Below are 18,705 nucleotides of genomic sequence, written 5' to 3'. Positions count from 1 at the left end.
ACAATGTCTGCAGGATTAGTACAAGCAGCTTACATTGTTGCTGCATTATTTTTCATCATGAGTTTGGCGGGGCTTTCAAAGCAAGAGTCTGCTCGTAATGGTAACTACTACGGTATCGCTGGTATGACGATCGCGCTAATAGCGACGATCTTTAGCCCAGATGCGCAAGGTTTTGGTTGGATCATTATCGCGATGGCGATAGGTGGTGCGATCGGTATTTTCTATGCGAAGAAAGTAGAAATGACCGAGATGCCAGAACTGGTTGCGATTCTACACAGCTTTGTAGGTTTAGCTGCGGTTTTAGTTGGCTACAACAGTTACCTAGATGCGCCAGAAGCAGCAACACATGCTGAGCATGTTATCCACCTTGTAGAAGTATTCTTGGGTGTGTTCATCGGTGCCGTAACTTTCACCGGTTCAATTGTCGCATTTGGTAAGCTGCGTGGTGTGATTTCTTCGTCGCCACTTAACCTGCCTCATAAGCACAAAATGAACCTCGCAGCGGTTGTTATTTCTACGCTTCTTATGATCTACTTCGTAAAAGCAGATGGCAGCATGTTCGCTCTTATTGTGATGACTTTGATCGCGTTCGCATTCGGCTACCATTTAGTCGCTTCAATCGGTGGTGCTGATATGCCAGTTGTTGTCTCTATGTTGAACTCATACTCAGGTTGGGCAGCAGCGGCAGCAGGTTTCATGCTCGCAAATGATCTATTGATTGTAACAGGTGCTTTGGTAGGTTCATCAGGTGCGATTCTTTCTTACATCATGTGTAAAGCAATGAACCGTTCGTTTATCAGTGTTATTGCCGGTGGTTTTGGTCAAGAGATAGTGATTTCAGGTGACGAAGAGCAGGGCGAATATCGTGAAACAACGGCTGAAGAAGTTGCAGAGATGTTGAAGAACTCAAAATCAGTAATCATCACTCCAGGATATGGCATGGCAGTAGCTCAGGCACAATACCCTGTTCATGAAATTACTGATGTACTTCGTTCACAAGGTATTGAAGTTCGCTTTGGGATTCACCCAGTAGCGGGTCGTCTACCGGGGCATATGAATGTGTTACTCGCTGAAGCAAAAGTACCGTATGATATCGTTCTTGAAATGGATGAAATCAATGATGACTTTGCAGAAACCGATACCGTATTGGTTATCGGTGCTAACGATACGGTCAACCCAGCCGCACTGGAAGATCCGAACAGCCCAATCGCTGGTATGCCCGTATTGGAGGTATGGAACGCGAAAAACGTAGTGGTATTCAAGCGCTCAATGAATACTGGTTACGCAGGAGTACAGAACCCACTGTTCTTCAAAGAAAATACATCAATGCTATTTGGTGATGCGAAAGAAAGTGTTGAGTCTATTTTTAAAGCACTTTAACCATTCTTGATTTAAAACTATACAGGGTCAGCAATCGCTGGCCCTTTTTTGTTCCGTTTCAATGTTATAGTAATGCAAATCCTTCTGTTAGCAGATGTCAATTGCTTGTAGATTGATGTATAGTTTTGGCTAATGTAACAAGTGACGGTAACAGTTTGATTAAAAAGTTTTTGCTCGGTTTTGCAACTGTATTGCCGCTTTTTTCGGCACCTGCATTTTCCGATTCACTACCAGAAAGAATAGATACGTTTACAGAGCTATTTAACTATGAAGTAGCTCTTAAGTCGTACGATATTCGTATTCTGCAATCAAATTATCCTACCAAGTTACTTGCGCCAGATTCGCTTCTGCCGCAAACGTCTGACTATCCGTTAAAAGATATCCAACAGCTTTACAGCTTGGCGAATACTTGTCGTGGCAAATTACCATTAAGTCCTTTAATTACTGAGCCTTTAGTATTTACAAGGGCGATTTGTAAAGGGACGCAGCTGACACCTCGTTGGTTCTCGCGTAGTGGTCTCATTCACCCTGGTGGTGGGACGTATGCGGCACGTTATGTGGATAAGTATCCAGAACTCAAACCCAAACTATCTCAGTACATGCATATAAAAGAGCGTGATAACGAGGAAGGGGATGAGTTGCTAGAAAGCTTGAAAAACATGGATGACGACGCCATTAATGCTTTGATTGCAGGCGCGAGCATGTTTATTGAAGGTAACGAACTTTGGTTAAGACGTGGTGACCGTTACTTTGTTTTCGAGAAAGATATCTGGCAAGAGAACGTAGCGAATGCGGGTCTGTCATACGCTCTAGCGTCTCAAAGCAAAAGTTGCTTTGTTAAACGAGGTAATATTTGTTGGGATGTAGAAGATCACTCGCAAGTTTTGCGGATCAGTATGATCATACTGGTAATCGCCAATATTCTTTTGGTGATTGGTTGGGCGGTGTACCGTTGGAATAGTAAGCGAGAAGAACTACGTAGTAGAATGCTCGTGTTGCAAATTTTAACGCATGAGCTCAGAACACCGATTGCATCTCTGTCACTAACGGTTGAGGGCTTTCGTCGAGAGTTCGAGCATTTGCCTGAAAGTGTGTATGACGAATTCCGCAGATTGTGTGAAGATACGCGCCGCCTGCGTCAATTGGCAGAAGCGAGTAAAGATTATTTGCAATCTGATAACCAAATGCTTGCAACAGACTGGGTACCATCCGTTGCAGATTGGTTAGAATTTAAGATCGAAGAAGAATTTGATAGTGCCGTGCTTTTTAACATCAATGAAGATGTGGCTGCTAAAGTTAATGTGTACTGGTTAGGAACTTGTATCGATAACTTGCTTCGTAATGCGCTTAAGTACGGTGTCGCACCGGTTGAATTGGATGTCTCAACTAGTGAAGAAAAAATAGTATTCCAAGTCCGAGATGCAGGAGGCCTAACGGCTAAAGATTGGGCAAATTTGAAGAAACCGTTCGTAAGTAAGAGCGGGTTAGGACTTGGATTAACAATCGTTGAATCTATGGTAGGCCGCATGGGCGGAAAAATGTCCTTAATGGGACCACCTACAACTTTTATATTGGAGATACCTTGTGAAACAGACACTGCTTCTCGTTGAGGACGATAAAAACTTGGCTGACGGCCTGTTAGTAAGCCTGGAACAAGCAGGATATGAGTGTTTACATGTGGAGCGTATTGCAGACGTAGAGCCACAATGGAAAAAAGCTGACTTGGTAATTCTCGATCGCCAACTCCCAGATGGTGACTCTGTACAATGTCTCCCAGAATGGAAACAGATTAAAGACGTACCAGTTATCTTGTTAACGGCACTTGTTACCGTAAAAGATAAAGTTGCAGGCCTTGATTCCGGCGCGAACGACTACTTAACAAAGCCTTTTGCTGAGGCGGAGCTTTTTGCGAGAATCCGTGCACAGCTACGAGCACCGGATTCAGCAGAACAAAGCAACGCTGATAAAGTGATTACAAAAGACTTAGAGATTGACCGCTCGACTCGTGAAGTGACTTATAAAGACGAGCTAATTACGCTTACTCGAACAGAGTTTGATTTGCTGCTATTTTTGGCGTCAAACTTAGGTCGCGTGTTTACTCGTGATGAGCTGCTTGACCACGTTTGGGGTTACAATCACTTCCCGACAACACGTACGGTTGATACACATGTACTACAGCTTCGTCAAAAACTGCCAGGACTGGAAATTGAAACACTTCGTGGTGTTGGCTACAAGATGAAAGCATAAGTCGTAATGAAAATACTACTCCCTGTAGTTGTCTCATTAGCGTTAGTGAAACCAGTCCATGCGATGGACTGGTTTCAAACTAACACGCCTTTAACACAGGCACATCAACACTTACTTGAAGATGATCTTGCGGGTATGTTCAACTCTCTTGTTGAACTCTGGCAAACGGAACCAAGTAAAGATTTGACTCCTCACCTTAATGATCTTCTTGGTCAGTCACTATCTAAAAACTGTGGCAAGGCTCTCACTGGTGTAACGCTGCCTGATTGGATAAGTGGTGTGAACGTTATTCGTCAGACTATTCAAAGCCCTGGGCGAGATACATTTAGATTGGTGATCAAGCTAAGAGCTACAACTGACATCGAAAATATTTCATTTAATCGATGGGTGGATGATTCTATATCCGCGGACAGTTCATTCAGCTATGAACAACAGCCGAACGGGACAGAACTTGCCAACGAGCGTAGTTACTCGAAACGCTATAACTTAACAGGCAAGCTTGAAGCTGGTTTATATCACTTAACCGTTGTTTCTACTGATAAACAAGAGTATCGAACTTGGGTAATACTTGGAGATTCAAACTCTTCTCAATATGTTCGTTGGACATCTAAAGAGAATTGGAAAGTAGAAAAGAGCGCACTTCGTAATCCCCATTGTCCATTACCGCAACTTGAAGTTGGTTTGTATGACTACATTGATGGCCAGTACGAGCAAATGTGGAAAAAGACTTATGAGTCTAACTATCCAAATTCATTGGAGCTAGCGGGTGTCCCAAACGATAGATACGTATTGGCGGTAAGTATCAATAGTCGCCGTTGGCAGGGCGATATAATTGTTGAGCAGGCTCAAACTATTAGCCGAACCTATGATCTTTCCCAGGAAGAATAGTTAAAGAAATACTACTTGTGCCGATAAAGGTTCAGGACGAACTAAAATCACAAGTGTAGTATGAAAAACAAATATAAAATTCTTGCCACTTCTGTTGCTACTATTCTTTTCGCTAATGCTGCCTCTGCTGCTACTTATGCGATAGAGGCTCGTAGTGATGCAATGGGTGGCGTTGGTACCGTATCAGCAACTTATCTAACTGCGCCTTTTTTCAACCCCGCTCTTACTGCGATTTATCGTCGAAATGACGATGCAGGCATGATCGTGCCAAGTTTTGGTGGCAGCTACGATGATCAATATGATCTAGTTGATGAGATCGAACGCATCAGCAAATTAACAGACGTCGATGAAATCAAAAAATCGATGGATGCTATCGATGGGAAAAAGACAGACTTTGATCTTGGTGGTGTCGTTGCCATTGGTATCCCCAACAAATTCTTATCTGCAACTGCATACGGTAAGCTATACACTGAATCATTCGTACAACCAAATGTTGATACCTTAGGTACTAATCCATTAGATGATAGCTATGTACAAGGTGTTTCTATTGGCGTGGCTGAAGCTGGTATTTCACTTGCTAAATACACTAATTTCATGAACCAACACCTTTCTTTTGGTGTTACTCCTAAACTTCAGCGTATATACACGTACTCATACGCCACGAGTTTTCAGAATTTTGATACTAAAGACTTACGTGAAAATGAGACCGCGGAAACGATGTTTAACTTAGACGCAGGCGCACTTTGGTTCTTTGGCCCATATCGTCTCGGTATTTCAGCAAAAAATTTGATTGGAAGAGACGTTAAAACAAAATCATTCCAGTATGGCAGTGATACGATAAAATCATACGAATATAGCATGCGTCCTGTATACACTGTTGGGGCTGGGATTGTTGCCGATTACTTTACGATGAGTGTTGACTACGATCTCAACGAAGAAAAACGTTTTTCATCCTTTGATGATAATACGCAAATGATTCGAGCTGGTATTGAATTTGATATTTTGCGTCAAATGGCATTACGAGCAGGGTATATGAAGAACTTAGCTCGAAGTAATGACGAAGGAACCATGACTGCTGGTATCGGGTTGTCTCCACTTAAGTTGTTCGAATTGGATATCGCAGCTCAGTACACAAACGAGAACGCTATGGGGGCATCCATTAATTTCCTTGCTACCTATTAATTGAATCGTTATAGTCAGCTCCTCAAAATGAGGAGCTTTTTATGTTTGACGATTTACCCCCTCTATCTCACCAAGAGCAACAACAAGCTGTAGAGAGAATTCAAGAATTGATGGCGAAGGGCACAAGTACTGCAGAAGCTATCAAAATTGTTGCAGAACGGATTCGATCTGAGTACGCAGAAAAACAACAGCAACAAAACTAATCAATTCATGGACAGGGCATACGCCCTGTTTTTTTGCCTTTCTATTTTCTATTCCTTTACATTCCCAAACACCACCCTGGTTACGCTGTAACTACAATTTACTATACCTATATGATTTTAATCTTGTTCAATTACCTTTAAGACTAAATAGTGAGTTGGTAAAATTTTACCTCATTATGTTAACCTTGGTTTGCATAGTGCAGGTAATTAGGCATTTTTTAAAGAACTTATAAATTAAACTCTATTATATCAATTGTTTACCTCGGTCTTTTAATCTGCCAACCATATTGGTCGCGATTGATCTTGTAATTTAATTACAAAGCCCAAGAGAGCTTCGTTCTCAGACAGAAGATTATGCTAAAAAAAGAAAAAAGAGACACCGTAACTTATAACGATAATTAAACTAGAGTTATTAAATAAGCGATATAAGAACAGTAAGCACTCGCAGACATATGTAATAGATGAATCGAAATTCATCTTATTGAGCTGCTTTTTTAGCCGAAATACGTCTCCTGGATTTGAGCGGAGCGTTACATATTGAATATGCTTAATCTAAAGTAGTTTTACTAAACTAGGCGACGTTGAAGTGGATAATATGAATCCTCAAGAGTAGTAGAAATCAAGAGCAGTAACGCGCATTACAACGTAACGTTTCCTGGCATCCTTCCTGTTAAATAGTCCGATAATTAGAGAAGAAATTGGAAAAACATCGTTTATCTTTGGATGAGAGGAAGCAACAAGGTTGCAATGAAAACTATTTGCCTGTTTTAAACTAAACTCCTTTAACTATCATGTAGCAGTAGTTTTGATGTTGTGTTCGCTCTATGTGGACTAGACTTAATATGAGAACAAAAACTAACCTAGGGAGGAATGATGGGTTATAAGCACGTTTTGGTTGCTGTCGACTTATCTCAATCTAGCCAAGCCGTTATCGAAAAAGCAATAATGCAAGCAGATAACTCAAGCAGCAAACTCTCATTTGTTTACGTAGATGTTGATCGGATAGTCATGGAAGCGAAGGAAGAGCAAGAATTGGAAAGAAGGCTGCAAGAGCTCGCTGATAAATGCTTATACCCAGTAAACGAGACTATGGTAGTAATCGGCGATCTTCATATAAAACTATCGGGAATCGTCAAAAAAGAGGGGATAGATTTAGTTGTCTGTGGCCATCATCACAACTTATTGAGTCGCTTTTTTTCATCGATACCAAAGGTTGTGAACGAGGTTGAAGCTGATTTATTAATCGTCTATTTAGATGAGTGATCGACAACTCTTGTTCGCACTCATCATTTTTTTGTCACTAAAAAGCCGAACATAAACGTTCGGCTTGGTATATCGGTGAGAATAAAAGTTTTTAGCCAGGAATGATTGATGCCTCATGAGATAAAACAGATGCAGACTCCGCGTTTGACTGCAGATCAAAATGTACGTTAACTTGCACGCCTTCTCGCTCAAAAGTGACATCATCAAAATCGGTCATAGCGATTTTGAATCCATTTCTAGCAAAAAAGCCAGTCACCATAGTTCGCTGCTTAATTTCTAATGCAGACGCGAGTAGCTTATCCATGGCATTCTCCTTGGTTATTGTGGGGATATGGGTAGAAGATACACATAGATTGGTATGAAATCAATTTTATATAAAGTTGCTTTTGATGAAAATTTTAATGTAAGTCAATCTATCGTTTACCCCACGTGATTTATTCCACGCAAAACCTTGATAACAAGACGGCAGAGCACCTCACATTGTGATAGCAAGCATAAAGATGGGGGTGTTAATAAATACCGCCGAAACAATATGTTACAAAGATTAGCGTTAGGCCTAGTTGAGTAGACAACGCAAAATTCTAAATCTGAACAACCGCCCTAAAATGACTCACTCTTCAATACTTGTGATAACTCAGACCTAATAAAAGTAGATATCTCAGCTAGCTTTCTTGGCAAAGGGTTTTGATAAGGGTAGGCAATATACATGGAACGTTCTATATCAAAAGTTTGCGATATTCGGATGTTTTTGTCTATATAGTTACTTTTAATAAGATAGTTTGGAATGACACCAACCCCAACTCCCTCAGAAACAAAGTTTATTAAAATAGAGGTGTTATCAACTTCGATAACATCAGTATATTGATTTTTAATTGATTCCTTATTCGAATGATGTTTGTAGATTAATAGTGTTTTGTTGTTGGCATTACTTACCCTAGATATCAAAACATCACTATAATCACCAATTTTATGTGCAATAAGAGTGTCATCAATAACATTATTAAGCCTAATCGCTAAATCTACATTGCTTTCTAATAAATTTTCTACATTGTTACTTGACGATATTTCAAAATCAACTTTTGGATATCGTTCTTGTAAGTCTTTAAGAACAGAACCAAAAATAGAAGAGGCTATAGAGTTGGGCATTGTGATTTTAAACTTTCCATCAATGCATTCACTCAACGAGCTAGCTCTGTAATTTAACTCGTGCAAACTCTCTAACGTCTTGATAGCAAGCTCTCTAATGCTTTCGCCATGATCAGTTAAAACGAGTTTCCTTGTTGTCCTGTGGACGAGTGTTACACCAAGTTGTTTTTCTAATGCTGCTAGCTGCCTGCTGACTTGAGCTTTCGACTTTCCAAGTTCTTTTGATGCCTCTGTAAGAGAGAGGTGTTTACAAATGGCTGCAAAGCAGATCAACTCATTGTTCATCAATTCCATGATTGTTACCTTTTTGCAACTCTGAGTCACGTTGTCTTTTAACTGGTGGGAAAGTATAACTTGCTTCATCGGAGGGGGACAATGATATTTAAAAGCCGCCATGAAATAAAGGCAGACTACTATCTTAATAAAATCATATTGAATATTAAGTTAAACCGATATCCTGAAGAAATTAACTCAATCGGATTAAATATAGAAAATAAAGATTTAAAAATAAAGAATTTGTCTCGTGAAATTACTAAGTTGGATTCGGGTGATTTAATTGTTGATTGTGCATCATTGATAATGACTCATTACATATCGAAAAAAGTAATAATAAAAGTTGAAATTGATTTTTTAAATTATAAAGTTAAACGTGTAAGGATATTAAAATATGAAGACTGCAATACAAAATTCGAAAAGATCTGTTTATCAGAAAGATACATTGTATAGAATAATAAATAATATTAGTACTTTGTATACCAAATCACTAGTAAAATTATTTGGTGAAGAGTTGAGAATCCATCATTGCAAACATAAGATTAATGTAAGAACCACTAACGAGTTGAGTGAACATATGAAGAAAGATCTAGGTATAGATTGAAAAGTAGAGAGTTTACATCTGTTAGATTCCTTGTTCCTATAAAGATAATCTAGTACTTACACGTTAGGGTTAAGCAAACGCGTATCCATGTTGACTCATATTGAATGAGCAAGATGCAAAACCAACGTGCATGGTGTCGGACGTAACCAAAGATACAGTTCAAGTGGTCGCTGTGGTGGAATCGAAGTTCATGGCCCATACAAGACAGCTGATGAAGCCTGCAAGGTCGCAAAAGCCAAATACGGGGTAAGCAAGCTGACATCGCCACTGCTAATCTTTTAACCCTGGAGTGCGTATTATATGTGTTATGTTAAATTGTATGTCGTCGTACGCTAAATGCTGTCTGAGTATGCTCCTATTCCCCTGCAGATTTTAAATTTAAGGGCCTTACTGTGAGCATTAAACATAATCGTTATTTACCATAAAATAGCTAATATCGATCTATCAATCTACGATTGCTTGCCCTTCAATTAGCAACTTATAAAAAATGGCGTCTATTTCTTTAGACGCCATTTTTGTTTACTGGAAATATTAAATTAGCCACCGGCTAATTTGACTGTCATGCCTTTCTTTTCAAGATGTGCCTTGATCTTGTCTCTAGCATCACCTTGAATCTCGATATTGCCATCTTTTACAGAGCCACCACAGCCACAGACTTTTTTGAGTTCTGCCGCTAATAACTTTAAAGGTGCATCATCCAAGTCTAAACCTGTAACAATGCATACGCCTTTACCTTTACGGCCTTTCGTTTGGCGCTGAATCCGAACAACACCATCGCCTTTAGGGCGAGATACTTTTTCTTCTTCCGGTTTAATTCGACCGGTCTCTGTTGAATATACCAGAGTCATTCTATTGTTTCTTTTGTTGTTGAGCTTGCATCGCTTTTTGCTTTGCAACCAAATAAGCTTCGATATGGCGTTGAATAGCGGCTTTACTGCCCTTAATCAGTTTACCATTAAACATACAGTACCAAGAGTTAGGTTGGCCTGTATCGTTTTGAATAGTATAGCCGTTAAAGACCTCTGATTTTGCAACACCAGTTTGCTGCACTCTTTGCCCGAGTGAAGCAAACTCTTTGGGATCAATAATCGATGCGGTGTCACACCACCAATCAATGCTTTTCTTTACCGCCGTCAAACTGCCCTGTAAAACGTGGTTCTTGATTTTAACCTTCCAAACACTGCCATCTGATCCGACTGACTGCAGGTTAAAACCTCTATAATTTGAAATCGCCATACCACTGAGTCATCTGTTTAATGCGTTGATATAATCATAATTGCTACTGAGCAATATTCAAATACGGCTTGAATAATCCTTGCTCTAGAAAACAACTTGTATCATAAAACGCGTCTCGATAACGTTAATCACTTTGCACTGTTTATACAATCTTCCAAGAACTCATGAAATTTGTGCCCGTTGTTTTGAAGCATTTTAGGGAACATTGAGATCGGAGTCATTCCTGGAAATGTGTTTACTTCGTTTAAGTAAATCTCATCATCTTCCGTTAGGAAAAAGTCGATACGAGATAAATGACGAAGATTCATTTGTTTAAATACCGTCTCTGACGCGTGTTGGATGGAATCTAATTGTACTTGAGTTAGATTCTTCGCCTCAACTTCTGTGAGCGAGTGACTTGAACTGCTGTACTTTTCATCGTACGAGTAAAAAGCACCATCAGGCGCGATGACCTCGCCTGGCTTAGTGATATGTAGTTGGCCATTCATCTCATATGCAGCAACTTCAAGTTCTCGAGGTTTTACTGCTTTCTCAACCAACACTTGGTCAGAAAACCCAAAAGCATCATTTACTGCATTAGAAAGCTTGTCTTTTCCTGTGACACTGTAACAGCCAACGGAAGAGCCTTGGCGAGCGGCTTTAACAAAAACTTTTCCCCACTTTTCAAAGGCTTTATGAGCTTGAACGTGAGCTTCTTCATCGTTTCGCGTTAAGAATAAGTATGGCGTATTGGGTATGCCGATAGCGTCGTACCAAAGCTTAGATGTGATTTTATTGAAACTATTGCTACTCGCTTCTGGCCCGCAGCCAAGATAAGGAATACCTGCGATTTCAAACAGAGATTGAATGTCGCCTGTTTCGCCAGGAAAACCATGTATACAAGGCACGATGAAATCAATGGTTTGATTAGATTCACTTGAGCACAACTGCTTGGTATTGAGATCCAGGTAAACCAACTCACCTTGGTTGGCCATCCAACCTTCGTTTTTTATTTCTACGCGTGTAACGTGAACGTCTTCAATAAGATTTAGTTGTTGTTCGACAAAGTTTGCAGACAATAATGAAATCTCGTGCTCAGAAGAGCCACCGCCGCATAGTAAAAGAATATTTTTAATCATGAATCCATCTTTCCGTGACCTACAAAAGATACTATTTATTATGATAAACCTTTGAAGTGTGACGTACAGTAATTTTAATGTGAGGAATGTTGTTCGAATAGGATTTGAGCAAATAAATAAGGGAGCTATTCGCTCCCTTATTTTATGTGTTAATTTAATTTGTTAAGCGTTGGGTAAGCTGAGTTTTTGATCGCATCAATGCTTTTAACAAATGGCCTTAACTGCTGAAATTGAGCTGGCAAAGTCGAAATCGCTTGCTTGGCTTCTGCGCTTGTTGCGTAGTCTCCGTATAAAACTGAGAACCACTTAGTACCGTTTACAACTTTGTAGTTTTCCCAAATTGGCTGACCGTTCTGTGGCAGCTTATTTGCAAACTGATCGACTTTAGCTTGGCTACCCACAGCTGCGACTTGAATGGTATAGCCGAATCGTTGAATGCCAGCTTGCTTTTTACTTGGTGGTACGATCTTAACTGGCTTCGCCTGCTCTTTTGGCGTTAGCTTGACTACTTTCTTTTCTTCAGGCTTTGCCGTCATTTTCACAACAGTTGGTTGTATGTCTTTTTCTACTACAGCGTTTTCAGACGCCATAATTGGTTTAGAGATACGATCTGATTTGTAGTCCTCTCGGTAACTTTCTGAGGTCACATCCGTGATGTAAGTTTCAGATGCACAAGCAGAAAGCAGAACTGACAAGCCGATGATTGCGATTTTTTTCATGAAGTAACAAATGCTCTGGATAAATATTACGATAAATCATGCCGATAGCAGGGCCGTTTATCAAGCATCAAATACAATAATCTGTGATTTTGATGTGATGAATAACACAAACTCCATAAGCATCGTACACATTTTCTGCAATGTCTGGTCTGAAGATGTTTTATCAGTAAATTATTCGTTTATGATTGATATGAAACCGAGAAGCCAACGTGACTTACAAACGGCTAGGAGTCAGCATGAATAAACTAAATAAACTCTTTAAACCCAACTCTGTGGCCGTTATTGGGGCATCTCAAAAAGCATTGCGAGCAGGACATGTTGTGATGCGCAACCTTCTACAAAGTGGATTTGGTGGCGCGATTATGCCAGTAACGCCGCGATATAAAGCCGTATCTGGCGTGATCGCTTACCCTGATGTAGCTTCCCTGCCCTATACGCCAGATATTGCAATTTTGTGTACGAACGTTTCACGTAACGAGCAATTGCTTAAAGAGCTAGATGAGAGAGGCACACCGTTTGCGATTGTTATCTCTGATGACCCTAAGCCTTTAGATATCTCATCATTGAACATTCGAGTTTTAGGCCCAAACAGCTTAGGTATCATTCTTCCTTGGCACAATTTTAACTGCACGTTTTCCCCTGTCGCAGCTAAACCCGGAAAAATTGCTTTCATCTCACAATCCGCGGCGGTTTGTACCACGGTTTTAGACTGGGCAAATGATAAGAACATTGGTTTTTCTTCGTTCATTTCAATTGGGCGTGGACAGGATATCGATTTTGCAGATTTGCTCGACTATTTGAGTATGGATGGAAACACAGAAGCTATTCTGCTTTATGTTGATAATATCCAAGACGCTCGCCGATTTATGTCTGCTGCGCGAGCCGCTTCACGTAACCGACGTATATTGGTGCTAAAAGCGGGCCGCTCTAAAGAGATGAATACTTTTAAGCAGCAAGACGGAGATACACTTGACGTAATTTACGATTCTGCTATTCGCAGAACTGGTATGTTACGAGTCAGCAATACGCATGAGCTTTTTGCCGCGGTTGAAACACTCACGCATTCTGTGCCACTTCGTGGAGAGCGTTTAGCGATCATCACCAATGGCGGCGGCCCTGCTGTTATGTCCGTTGATACTTTGATTGAACGTGGTGGCCAACTCGCAACGCTTGATGACGCTTCCATTGAGCAATTACAAGCAGTACTTCCATCCAACTGGCGTGCTCGAAATCCAATTGATCTGTCTGGTGACGCAACCCAAAAACGCTATATTGATACCATTAACGCACTGATGAATAACGACTGTGCAGATGCGATATTGATTATGCATAGTCCTTCTGCTGTTTCTGATCCTCTTGAAACTGCTCAAGCCGTTATTAATGCAATCAAATCTCACCCTCGGCATAAGCATTTTAATATCTTGACCAACTGGTCAGGAGAACAAACGTCGAGAGAAGCGCGACTGGCATTTACTCAAGCAGGTATTCCAACCTATAGAACACCTGAAAGTGCAGTTGTAGCATACATGCACTTGGTCGAATACAGACGAAACCAGAAACAACTAATGGAAACGCCAACGACGGCAGAGCCATTACATTCTGGAAGTGTGAGTTCAGCAAAAGAGTGGGCAAATGAACGACTACTGGATAAAAATACAGTCACCTTAGATACGCATCAAACCAGCCCATTATTTAAGCTGTTCGGGTTTAACGTTTTGCCTACGTGGATTGCATCTGACGACATTGAAGCTGTTCATATGGCAGAAAATATTGGATATCCTGTTGCGGTAAAATTGCGTTCTCCAGACATTCCTCATAAATCGGATGTTCACGGTGTTGCTCTAAATTTAAGAAACAGTCGAGAAGTTTCCAACGCAGCGCTATCCATTTTAGATACCGTAAAGCTCAGTTACCCTTCCGCCAATGTACATGGGCTGTTGGTACAAGGGATGGCAAAGCTCGGCAGCGCTGAAGAGCTACGGATTAGTATTGCAGTAGATAAAGTCTTTGGACCAGTGATCTTGCTTGGTCAAGGCGGCTCTGAGTGGAATATCGCCCAAGATGCCGTCGCTGCACTTCCTCCTTTGAACATGACGCTTGCGCGCTACCTTGTCGTTGTTGCCCTAAAGTCTGGAAAGATTCGCCTGCAGAAACACAAAGATGCGCTCGATATTACTGAGTTGTCGAAGTTCTTGGTTCGTATCTCCCAAATGGCAGTTGAGTTACCAGAAATACAAAAACTGGATATCCATCCAGTGCTAGTGTCCGGAAGCGATTTAACTATCCTTGATGCAGATGTCACACTGTGTAAATACGAAGGAGACGCCCAAAAACGGCTAGCGATTCGCCCTTTCCCGGCAGAGTTTGTCGAAACTGTAACGCTTCGAGATGGCCAACCTATCCTGCTTCGCCCTATCTTGCCTGAGGATGAGCCGCTGCATGCTCAATTCATTAATAGCGTATCGAAAGAAGATCTCTATAAACGTTTCTTTTCTGAAGTTGGAGAGTTCAACCATGAGGCTTTGGCAAACTTTACTCAAATCGACTACGACCGCGAAATGGCGTTTGTTGCGGTAGCGTTTAATACTGACGGACCGTCTATCATAGGGGTAGCCCGCGCATTGATTACACCAGACAATAGTGACGCTGAGTTTGCTATTTTGGTTCGTTCAGATTTGAAAGGAAAAGGTTTAGGCAAAGTGCTGATGCAGAAAATAATCAGCTATTGCAAAGTTAAAGGCACAAAGCAAATGTCTGGAATGACCATGCCAACAAACAGAGGGATGTTGATGTTGGCTCAGAACTTGGGGTTTGAGATCGATATCCAGTTTGCAGACGGTACGGCAGATATGGTGCTCCCTTTAAATTGAAAAGCGCAGCATTAGCGATGACTTTTACTTCTTACATTCGGTAATCAATGGTAATCTAAGAAGTAAAAGTTACGTTGTTACTTTAGTTTCCAATTCTTTTTTAAGTACTGAATACACCAGGATTTTGCCTCACCCATAGTGTTCCGGCGCCATGCCAAAATAATATTCATCGGCTGTTCTTCAGTGCCTTCGATTCGTTTCAATACACCACTATCAATAAGAGGTTGTGCAATTTGGCTTGGTAATGTACCAATACCTAAACCTGCAGTGAGCGCTTCTACTTTTGCCGTAAAGTTGGTGACGGTCAAGCGAGGCTGTTTTTGAATAATATTAATTGAGAGCGCGGGTTGCTCACGTGCGGTATCTGCAATAGCAATGATCCGATACTTTTCTCGCGCTGCTTCATCAAACTTACCACTACGCTTGTGAACATAGTGATCAGCGGAAGCTACCCAATACATACTCATTTTACCAATTTTTTCTGACTTAACTTCTTGAGGAAGCGTATCCAGTGATGGGCAAATCAGTAAATCAGCTCTCCCCGTATTCAACGACTCCCAGCTACCAGCCAGAATCTCCTCTTGCAGCCTGACTCGAGTTGAGCTGACCTCGGCCAGCGCATCAACCATCGGGAAAAAGTTGGATATAGGAATAATGCCATCGAAGGCAATGGTAATATCCAGTTCCCAGCCATTCGCCAATAACGTTGCATCGTTCACTAACTTTTCACTGGCTTGTAAAATGGCTCTTCCTCTTTCAAGAATAAGCTTACCTGCTTCAGTAAAATGGGCTTTGTGACCAGAGCGATCGAAGATAATAATGTCTAAGTCTTGCTCGAGTTTCTGGATTTGATAGCTCAGCGATGACGGGGCTCTGTCTAACTCATTCGCAGCAGCAGCAAAGCTCCCTCTTCGATCAATAGCATCTAGAATATGGAGTGCTTCTAACGTAATTGGACTCTGCACATGGCCTCTCTTAATGTGATATTCATCACATTCGTTGTATTTGGATGAACTTATCAAGAACTAACGACAAATAATATAACATATTGATAAATAAAGACTAGGAATGCTCATAGCCTAAGAATAAGATTCAATACAAATCAATAAATGACAATGGTAATGATAGTAATTACCATTTAGATCCATTAATATCCGCGTGTTGTTACCTATTATGGATCTAAGGTATTGAAGCCAATGTATAAAAAATCAATTTTGTCAGCCTCCATTTTAGTTGCCCTTTCCCATACTGCTTATGCGGAAGAAGCTTCTAAGTTTGAAGAAGTCGTTGTGTCGGCCACCCGTACCAACCAAACCATAAACACTGTTGCTGCTTCTGTTGCTGTTGTATCAGAGAAAGACATCGAAGAAAACATGGTAAAGGACTTGAATGATCTATTCGAGTATACGCCAGGTGTTACTGTTAATGGCACTCAACGCCAAGGCGTCCAAAGTATTAACATTCGCGGGATGGAAGGTAAACGAGTTAAAATCTTAGTAGACGGTGCATCTCAACCAGGTGTATTCAGCGGTGGACCATATTCGTTTATCAATTCTAGTGCCGTTACTGTCGACCCCGATATGCTAAAGAGTGTCGAAATTGTTAAAGGAGCAGCTTCTAGCCTACATGGTAGTGATGCAATTGGCGGTGTTGTCGCATTCGAAACAAAAGATCCGAAGGATTTCCTCAAAGATGGTAAAGACTTTGGTGGTCAAGCTAAACTCTCTTATTCATCGGAAGATAACTCTTTTAGTGAGCATGTAGCTTTAGCAAAGCGTTTCGGTAATACAGAAGCACTTATAGCCTTTACACGCCGTGATGGTGCAGAGCTACAAAATTTCTCTAAGGCGCCTTACGATAACTATTCTGTGGACAACCAAGATTATTACAAAAACGATCTATTGGTAAAACTTCAATCTCAATTGAATGACGCTCATCGCTTGGAGTTCTTGGGAGAAGTTATTTACAACGAGACTGACTCAGAGATCGCACATAAAAGTTACAAAAACTTCAACGCTGAAGACACAACCAAGCAAAATCGCATTGGGCTCAAGCACATTTGGTTTGCAGATGCAGCTATCTCGGATACGATCACGTCCAAGCTTACATGGATTGGTAAAGAAGAAAACGGCGTCTCTAATCGCTTTATCGAAGCCAGCCCTGGTTACCCACCTTACGTACCGCCTAGTGGTGACAACCAACAGAAAAAAGATTACGAATATACTGAAGACAAATTTGAATTCGAAACTCAGTTAGATAAAGAGATTCAAAATCACTATATTGTTTACGGAATATCGTACAAACATAGTGACATCAGTAATACCAATCGCGAGTTTAATTCCGATCCTGGCACGCCAGATACTGTTTACGTTTACACACCGGATGCAAAAGAAGAAAGCTTTGGTTTATTCTTGCAAGATGAAATTTCGCTTCTTAATGACAAGCTAATTCTGACTCCAGGTGTGCGTTACGATTACTTCTCTACTAATCCTTCAAATACTTCTGAAGAGTCATTCGAGAAGTTTAGCGACTCTGCATTAACTGGTCGTTTAGGAGCAACTTACTCTGTATCGCAACCTGGCACGATCTTCGCGCAAGTGAGCCAAGGGTTCCGAGCGCCATCGTTCGACGAGCTTTACTACACCTACGATAATCCGGCTCATGGCTATACCAACCGCCCTAACCCAAATTTGGGATCTGAAAAGAGTTTGTCTTATGAACTTGGTTACCGTCATAACACTGCAGCGTCTGCAACTGAAGTAGCGTTCTACTACAGTGATTACAGTGACTTTATTGAGCAAACGTCATCAAACAATGGTGGTTTAACTGAATTCACAAATATCAATATTAGTGAAGCAAACATTAAAGGGGTTGAGCTCTCTAACCGTCTTGATTGGCATGCCATTGCTGGTCTTCCATCAGGCGTGACAACTCGCTTTGTTGCAGCATACACAGAAGGTGAAGATGGTGATGGTAATCCTTTGAACAGTGTAAACCCATGGAATGCCGTAGCTGCTGTAAATTACGATTCACCAAATGCACTTTGGGGGACAAGCCTAAAAGTAAACTACACGGCTAAGAAATCGAACAGTGATATCAACTCAGATGGTGATAAAGGCGGAATCAAAGACCAAGTTGCTTTGCCGTCTGCGACAGTCGTTGACTTAACGGCGTACTACAAACCAATGAAAGATATAACCATTCGTGCTGGTGTTATGAATCTAACGAATGAAGAATACCATCTTTGGAACGATGTTCGCGGTAAGACTGAGTTAAGTCGAGACAAAACGCAAGCTGAGCGTAATTATAACATTAGTGTTAAATACGAGTTCTAAACCTTAAAAACACAAAAGCCAGCGTAATGCTGGCTTTTTTTATGGCTTTCATTTCAAAAATGTAAAGAAAAGTATGAAAAATGAAAGTTTACTGTTTTGCCATCTCTTTTTTCACCATTACTGCTGCTGCAATGATGAAAGTGATGATCAGACCGAGTTCCATGAACTACCCCAATAGCTATGAGAAAATTTATAACCCAAATTAAGAGTCGGGCATAGTTTAACAGCTCTATATATACTT

Annotated in this window: 17 protein-coding genes; 10 read left to right on the top strand and 7 right to left on the bottom strand. The window is 40.9% G+C overall.

The window, feature by feature from the left end; genetic code table 11:
* The first annotated feature begins 3 nt into the window (after positions 1–3).
* The 7 genes from pntB (at position 4) to IQP38_RS14805 (ending at position 7,163) form a co-directional block, all read left to right on the top strand.
* Entirely contained in the window at positions 4–1,380 is a 1,377-nt protein-coding gene (pntB, locus tag IQP38_RS14835; protein WP_005376248.1) for a Re/Si-specific NAD(P)(+) transhydrogenase subunit beta, read from the top strand.
* Positions 1,381–1,535: 155 nt separating this feature from the next.
* On the top strand, positions 1,536–2,990 hold the full coding sequence (gene vxrA / locus IQP38_RS14830) for a sensor histidine kinase VxrA (RefSeq protein WP_025767766.1): 1,455 nt from the start codon (positions 1,536–1,538) through the stop codon (positions 2,988–2,990).
* Positions 2,965–3,627: a response regulator transcription factor VxrB gene (vxrB, locus tag IQP38_RS14825; protein ID WP_005376251.1), complete on the top strand. Its 663-nt coding sequence runs from the start codon at positions 2,965–2,967 to the stop codon at positions 3,625–3,627. The genes vxrA and vxrB overlap by 26 nt, the downstream gene beginning before the upstream one ends.
* Before the next feature lie 6 nt (positions 3,628–3,633).
* Positions 3,634–4,515: a DUF2861 family protein gene (locus tag IQP38_RS14820; protein ID WP_005388048.1), complete on the top strand. Its 882-nt coding sequence runs from the start codon at positions 3,634–3,636 to the stop codon at positions 4,513–4,515.
* Positions 4,516–4,575: 60 nt separating this feature from the next.
* Complete coding sequence (locus IQP38_RS14815; RefSeq protein WP_064354789.1) at positions 4,576–5,697, top strand: conjugal transfer protein TraF; 1,122 nt, start codon at positions 4,576–4,578, stop codon at positions 5,695–5,697.
* Between the two features lie 41 nt (positions 5,698–5,738).
* A complete protein-coding gene (locus IQP38_RS14810) occupies positions 5,739–5,900 on the top strand; it encodes a YoaH family protein (RefSeq protein ID WP_005376257.1) in 162 nt (53 codons plus the stop codon).
* Between the two features lie 873 nt (positions 5,901–6,773).
* Positions 6,774–7,163, top strand: coding sequence for a universal stress protein (locus IQP38_RS14805; RefSeq protein ID WP_017634770.1), 390 nt, complete (start codon positions 6,774–6,776; stop codon positions 7,161–7,163).
* Between the two features lie 91 nt (positions 7,164–7,254).
* Here IQP38_RS14805 and IQP38_RS14800 read toward each other — a convergent pair whose 3' ends face one another.
* Both IQP38_RS14800 and IQP38_RS14795 read right to left on the bottom strand, forming a co-directional pair.
* Entirely contained in the window at positions 7,255–7,467 is a 213-nt protein-coding gene (locus IQP38_RS14800; protein WP_005376260.1) for a hypothetical protein, read from the bottom strand.
* A gap of 296 nt (positions 7,468–7,763) precedes the next feature.
* On the bottom strand, positions 7,764–8,603 hold the full coding sequence (locus IQP38_RS14795) for a LysR family transcriptional regulator (protein ID WP_025998628.1): 840 nt from the start codon (positions 8,601–8,603) through the stop codon (positions 7,764–7,766).
* Between the two features lie 81 nt (positions 8,604–8,684).
* On the opposite strand from IQP38_RS14795, the gene IQP38_RS14790 reads away from it, so the two are divergent.
* Positions 8,685–9,035 (top strand): hypothetical protein, encoded by a 351-nt coding sequence (locus IQP38_RS14790; protein ID WP_064354788.1) that lies wholly within the window; start codon positions 8,685–8,687, stop codon positions 9,033–9,035.
* 687 nt (positions 9,036–9,722) lie between these two features.
* Here IQP38_RS14790 and yciH read toward each other — a convergent pair.
* The 4 genes from yciH to IQP38_RS14770 all read right to left on the bottom strand — a co-directional run bounded on the left by yciH (position 9,723) and on the right by IQP38_RS14770 (position 12,259).
* On the bottom strand, positions 9,723–10,034 hold the full coding sequence (gene yciH / locus IQP38_RS14785; RefSeq protein ID WP_005376292.1) for a stress response translation initiation inhibitor YciH: 312 nt from the start codon (positions 10,032–10,034) through the stop codon (positions 9,723–9,725).
* Position 10,035: 1 nt separating this feature from the next.
* Positions 10,036–10,422, bottom strand: coding sequence for a DUF3319 domain-containing protein (locus IQP38_RS14780; protein ID WP_005376294.1), 387 nt, complete (start codon positions 10,420–10,422; stop codon positions 10,036–10,038).
* 128 nt (positions 10,423–10,550) lie between these two features.
* Complete coding sequence (locus IQP38_RS14775; RefSeq protein ID WP_193837696.1) at positions 10,551–11,540, bottom strand: D-alanine--D-alanine ligase; 990 nt, start codon at positions 11,538–11,540, stop codon at positions 10,551–10,553.
* Between the two features lie 149 nt (positions 11,541–11,689).
* Complete coding sequence (locus IQP38_RS14770) at positions 11,690–12,259, bottom strand: SPOR domain-containing protein (RefSeq protein ID WP_064354783.1); 570 nt, start codon at positions 12,257–12,259, stop codon at positions 11,690–11,692.
* Between the two features lie 236 nt (positions 12,260–12,495).
* On the opposite strand from IQP38_RS14770, the gene IQP38_RS14765 reads away from it, so the two are divergent.
* Complete coding sequence (locus tag IQP38_RS14765; RefSeq protein WP_053303618.1) at positions 12,496–15,129, top strand: bifunctional acetate--CoA ligase family protein/GNAT family N-acetyltransferase; 2,634 nt, start codon at positions 12,496–12,498, stop codon at positions 15,127–15,129.
* A gap of 77 nt (positions 15,130–15,206) precedes the next feature.
* Here the strand turns inward: IQP38_RS14765 and IQP38_RS14760 are convergent, their stop codons facing one another.
* Positions 15,207–16,094 carry a LysR family transcriptional regulator gene (locus IQP38_RS14760; RefSeq protein WP_033907071.1) on the bottom strand — a complete coding sequence of 296 codons (888 nt, stop codon included), beginning with the start codon at positions 16,092–16,094 and terminating at the stop codon, positions 15,207–15,209.
* Between the two features lie 231 nt (positions 16,095–16,325).
* Here IQP38_RS14760 and IQP38_RS14755 point away from each other — a divergent pair, with 231 nt between their 5' ends.
* Positions 16,326–18,464 (top strand): TonB-dependent hemoglobin/transferrin/lactoferrin family receptor, encoded by a 2,139-nt coding sequence (locus tag IQP38_RS14755; protein ID WP_053303617.1) that lies wholly within the window; start codon positions 16,326–16,328, stop codon positions 18,462–18,464.
* The last annotated feature ends 241 nt before the right edge of the window (positions 18,465–18,705 follow it).

This window comes from Vibrio sp. OPT41 (assembly GCF_015163595.1).
GTDB lineage: Bacteria > Pseudomonadota > Gammaproteobacteria > Enterobacterales > Vibrionaceae > Vibrio > Vibrio alginolyticus.
This window is presented reverse-complemented; position numbering and strand designations above follow the sequence as displayed.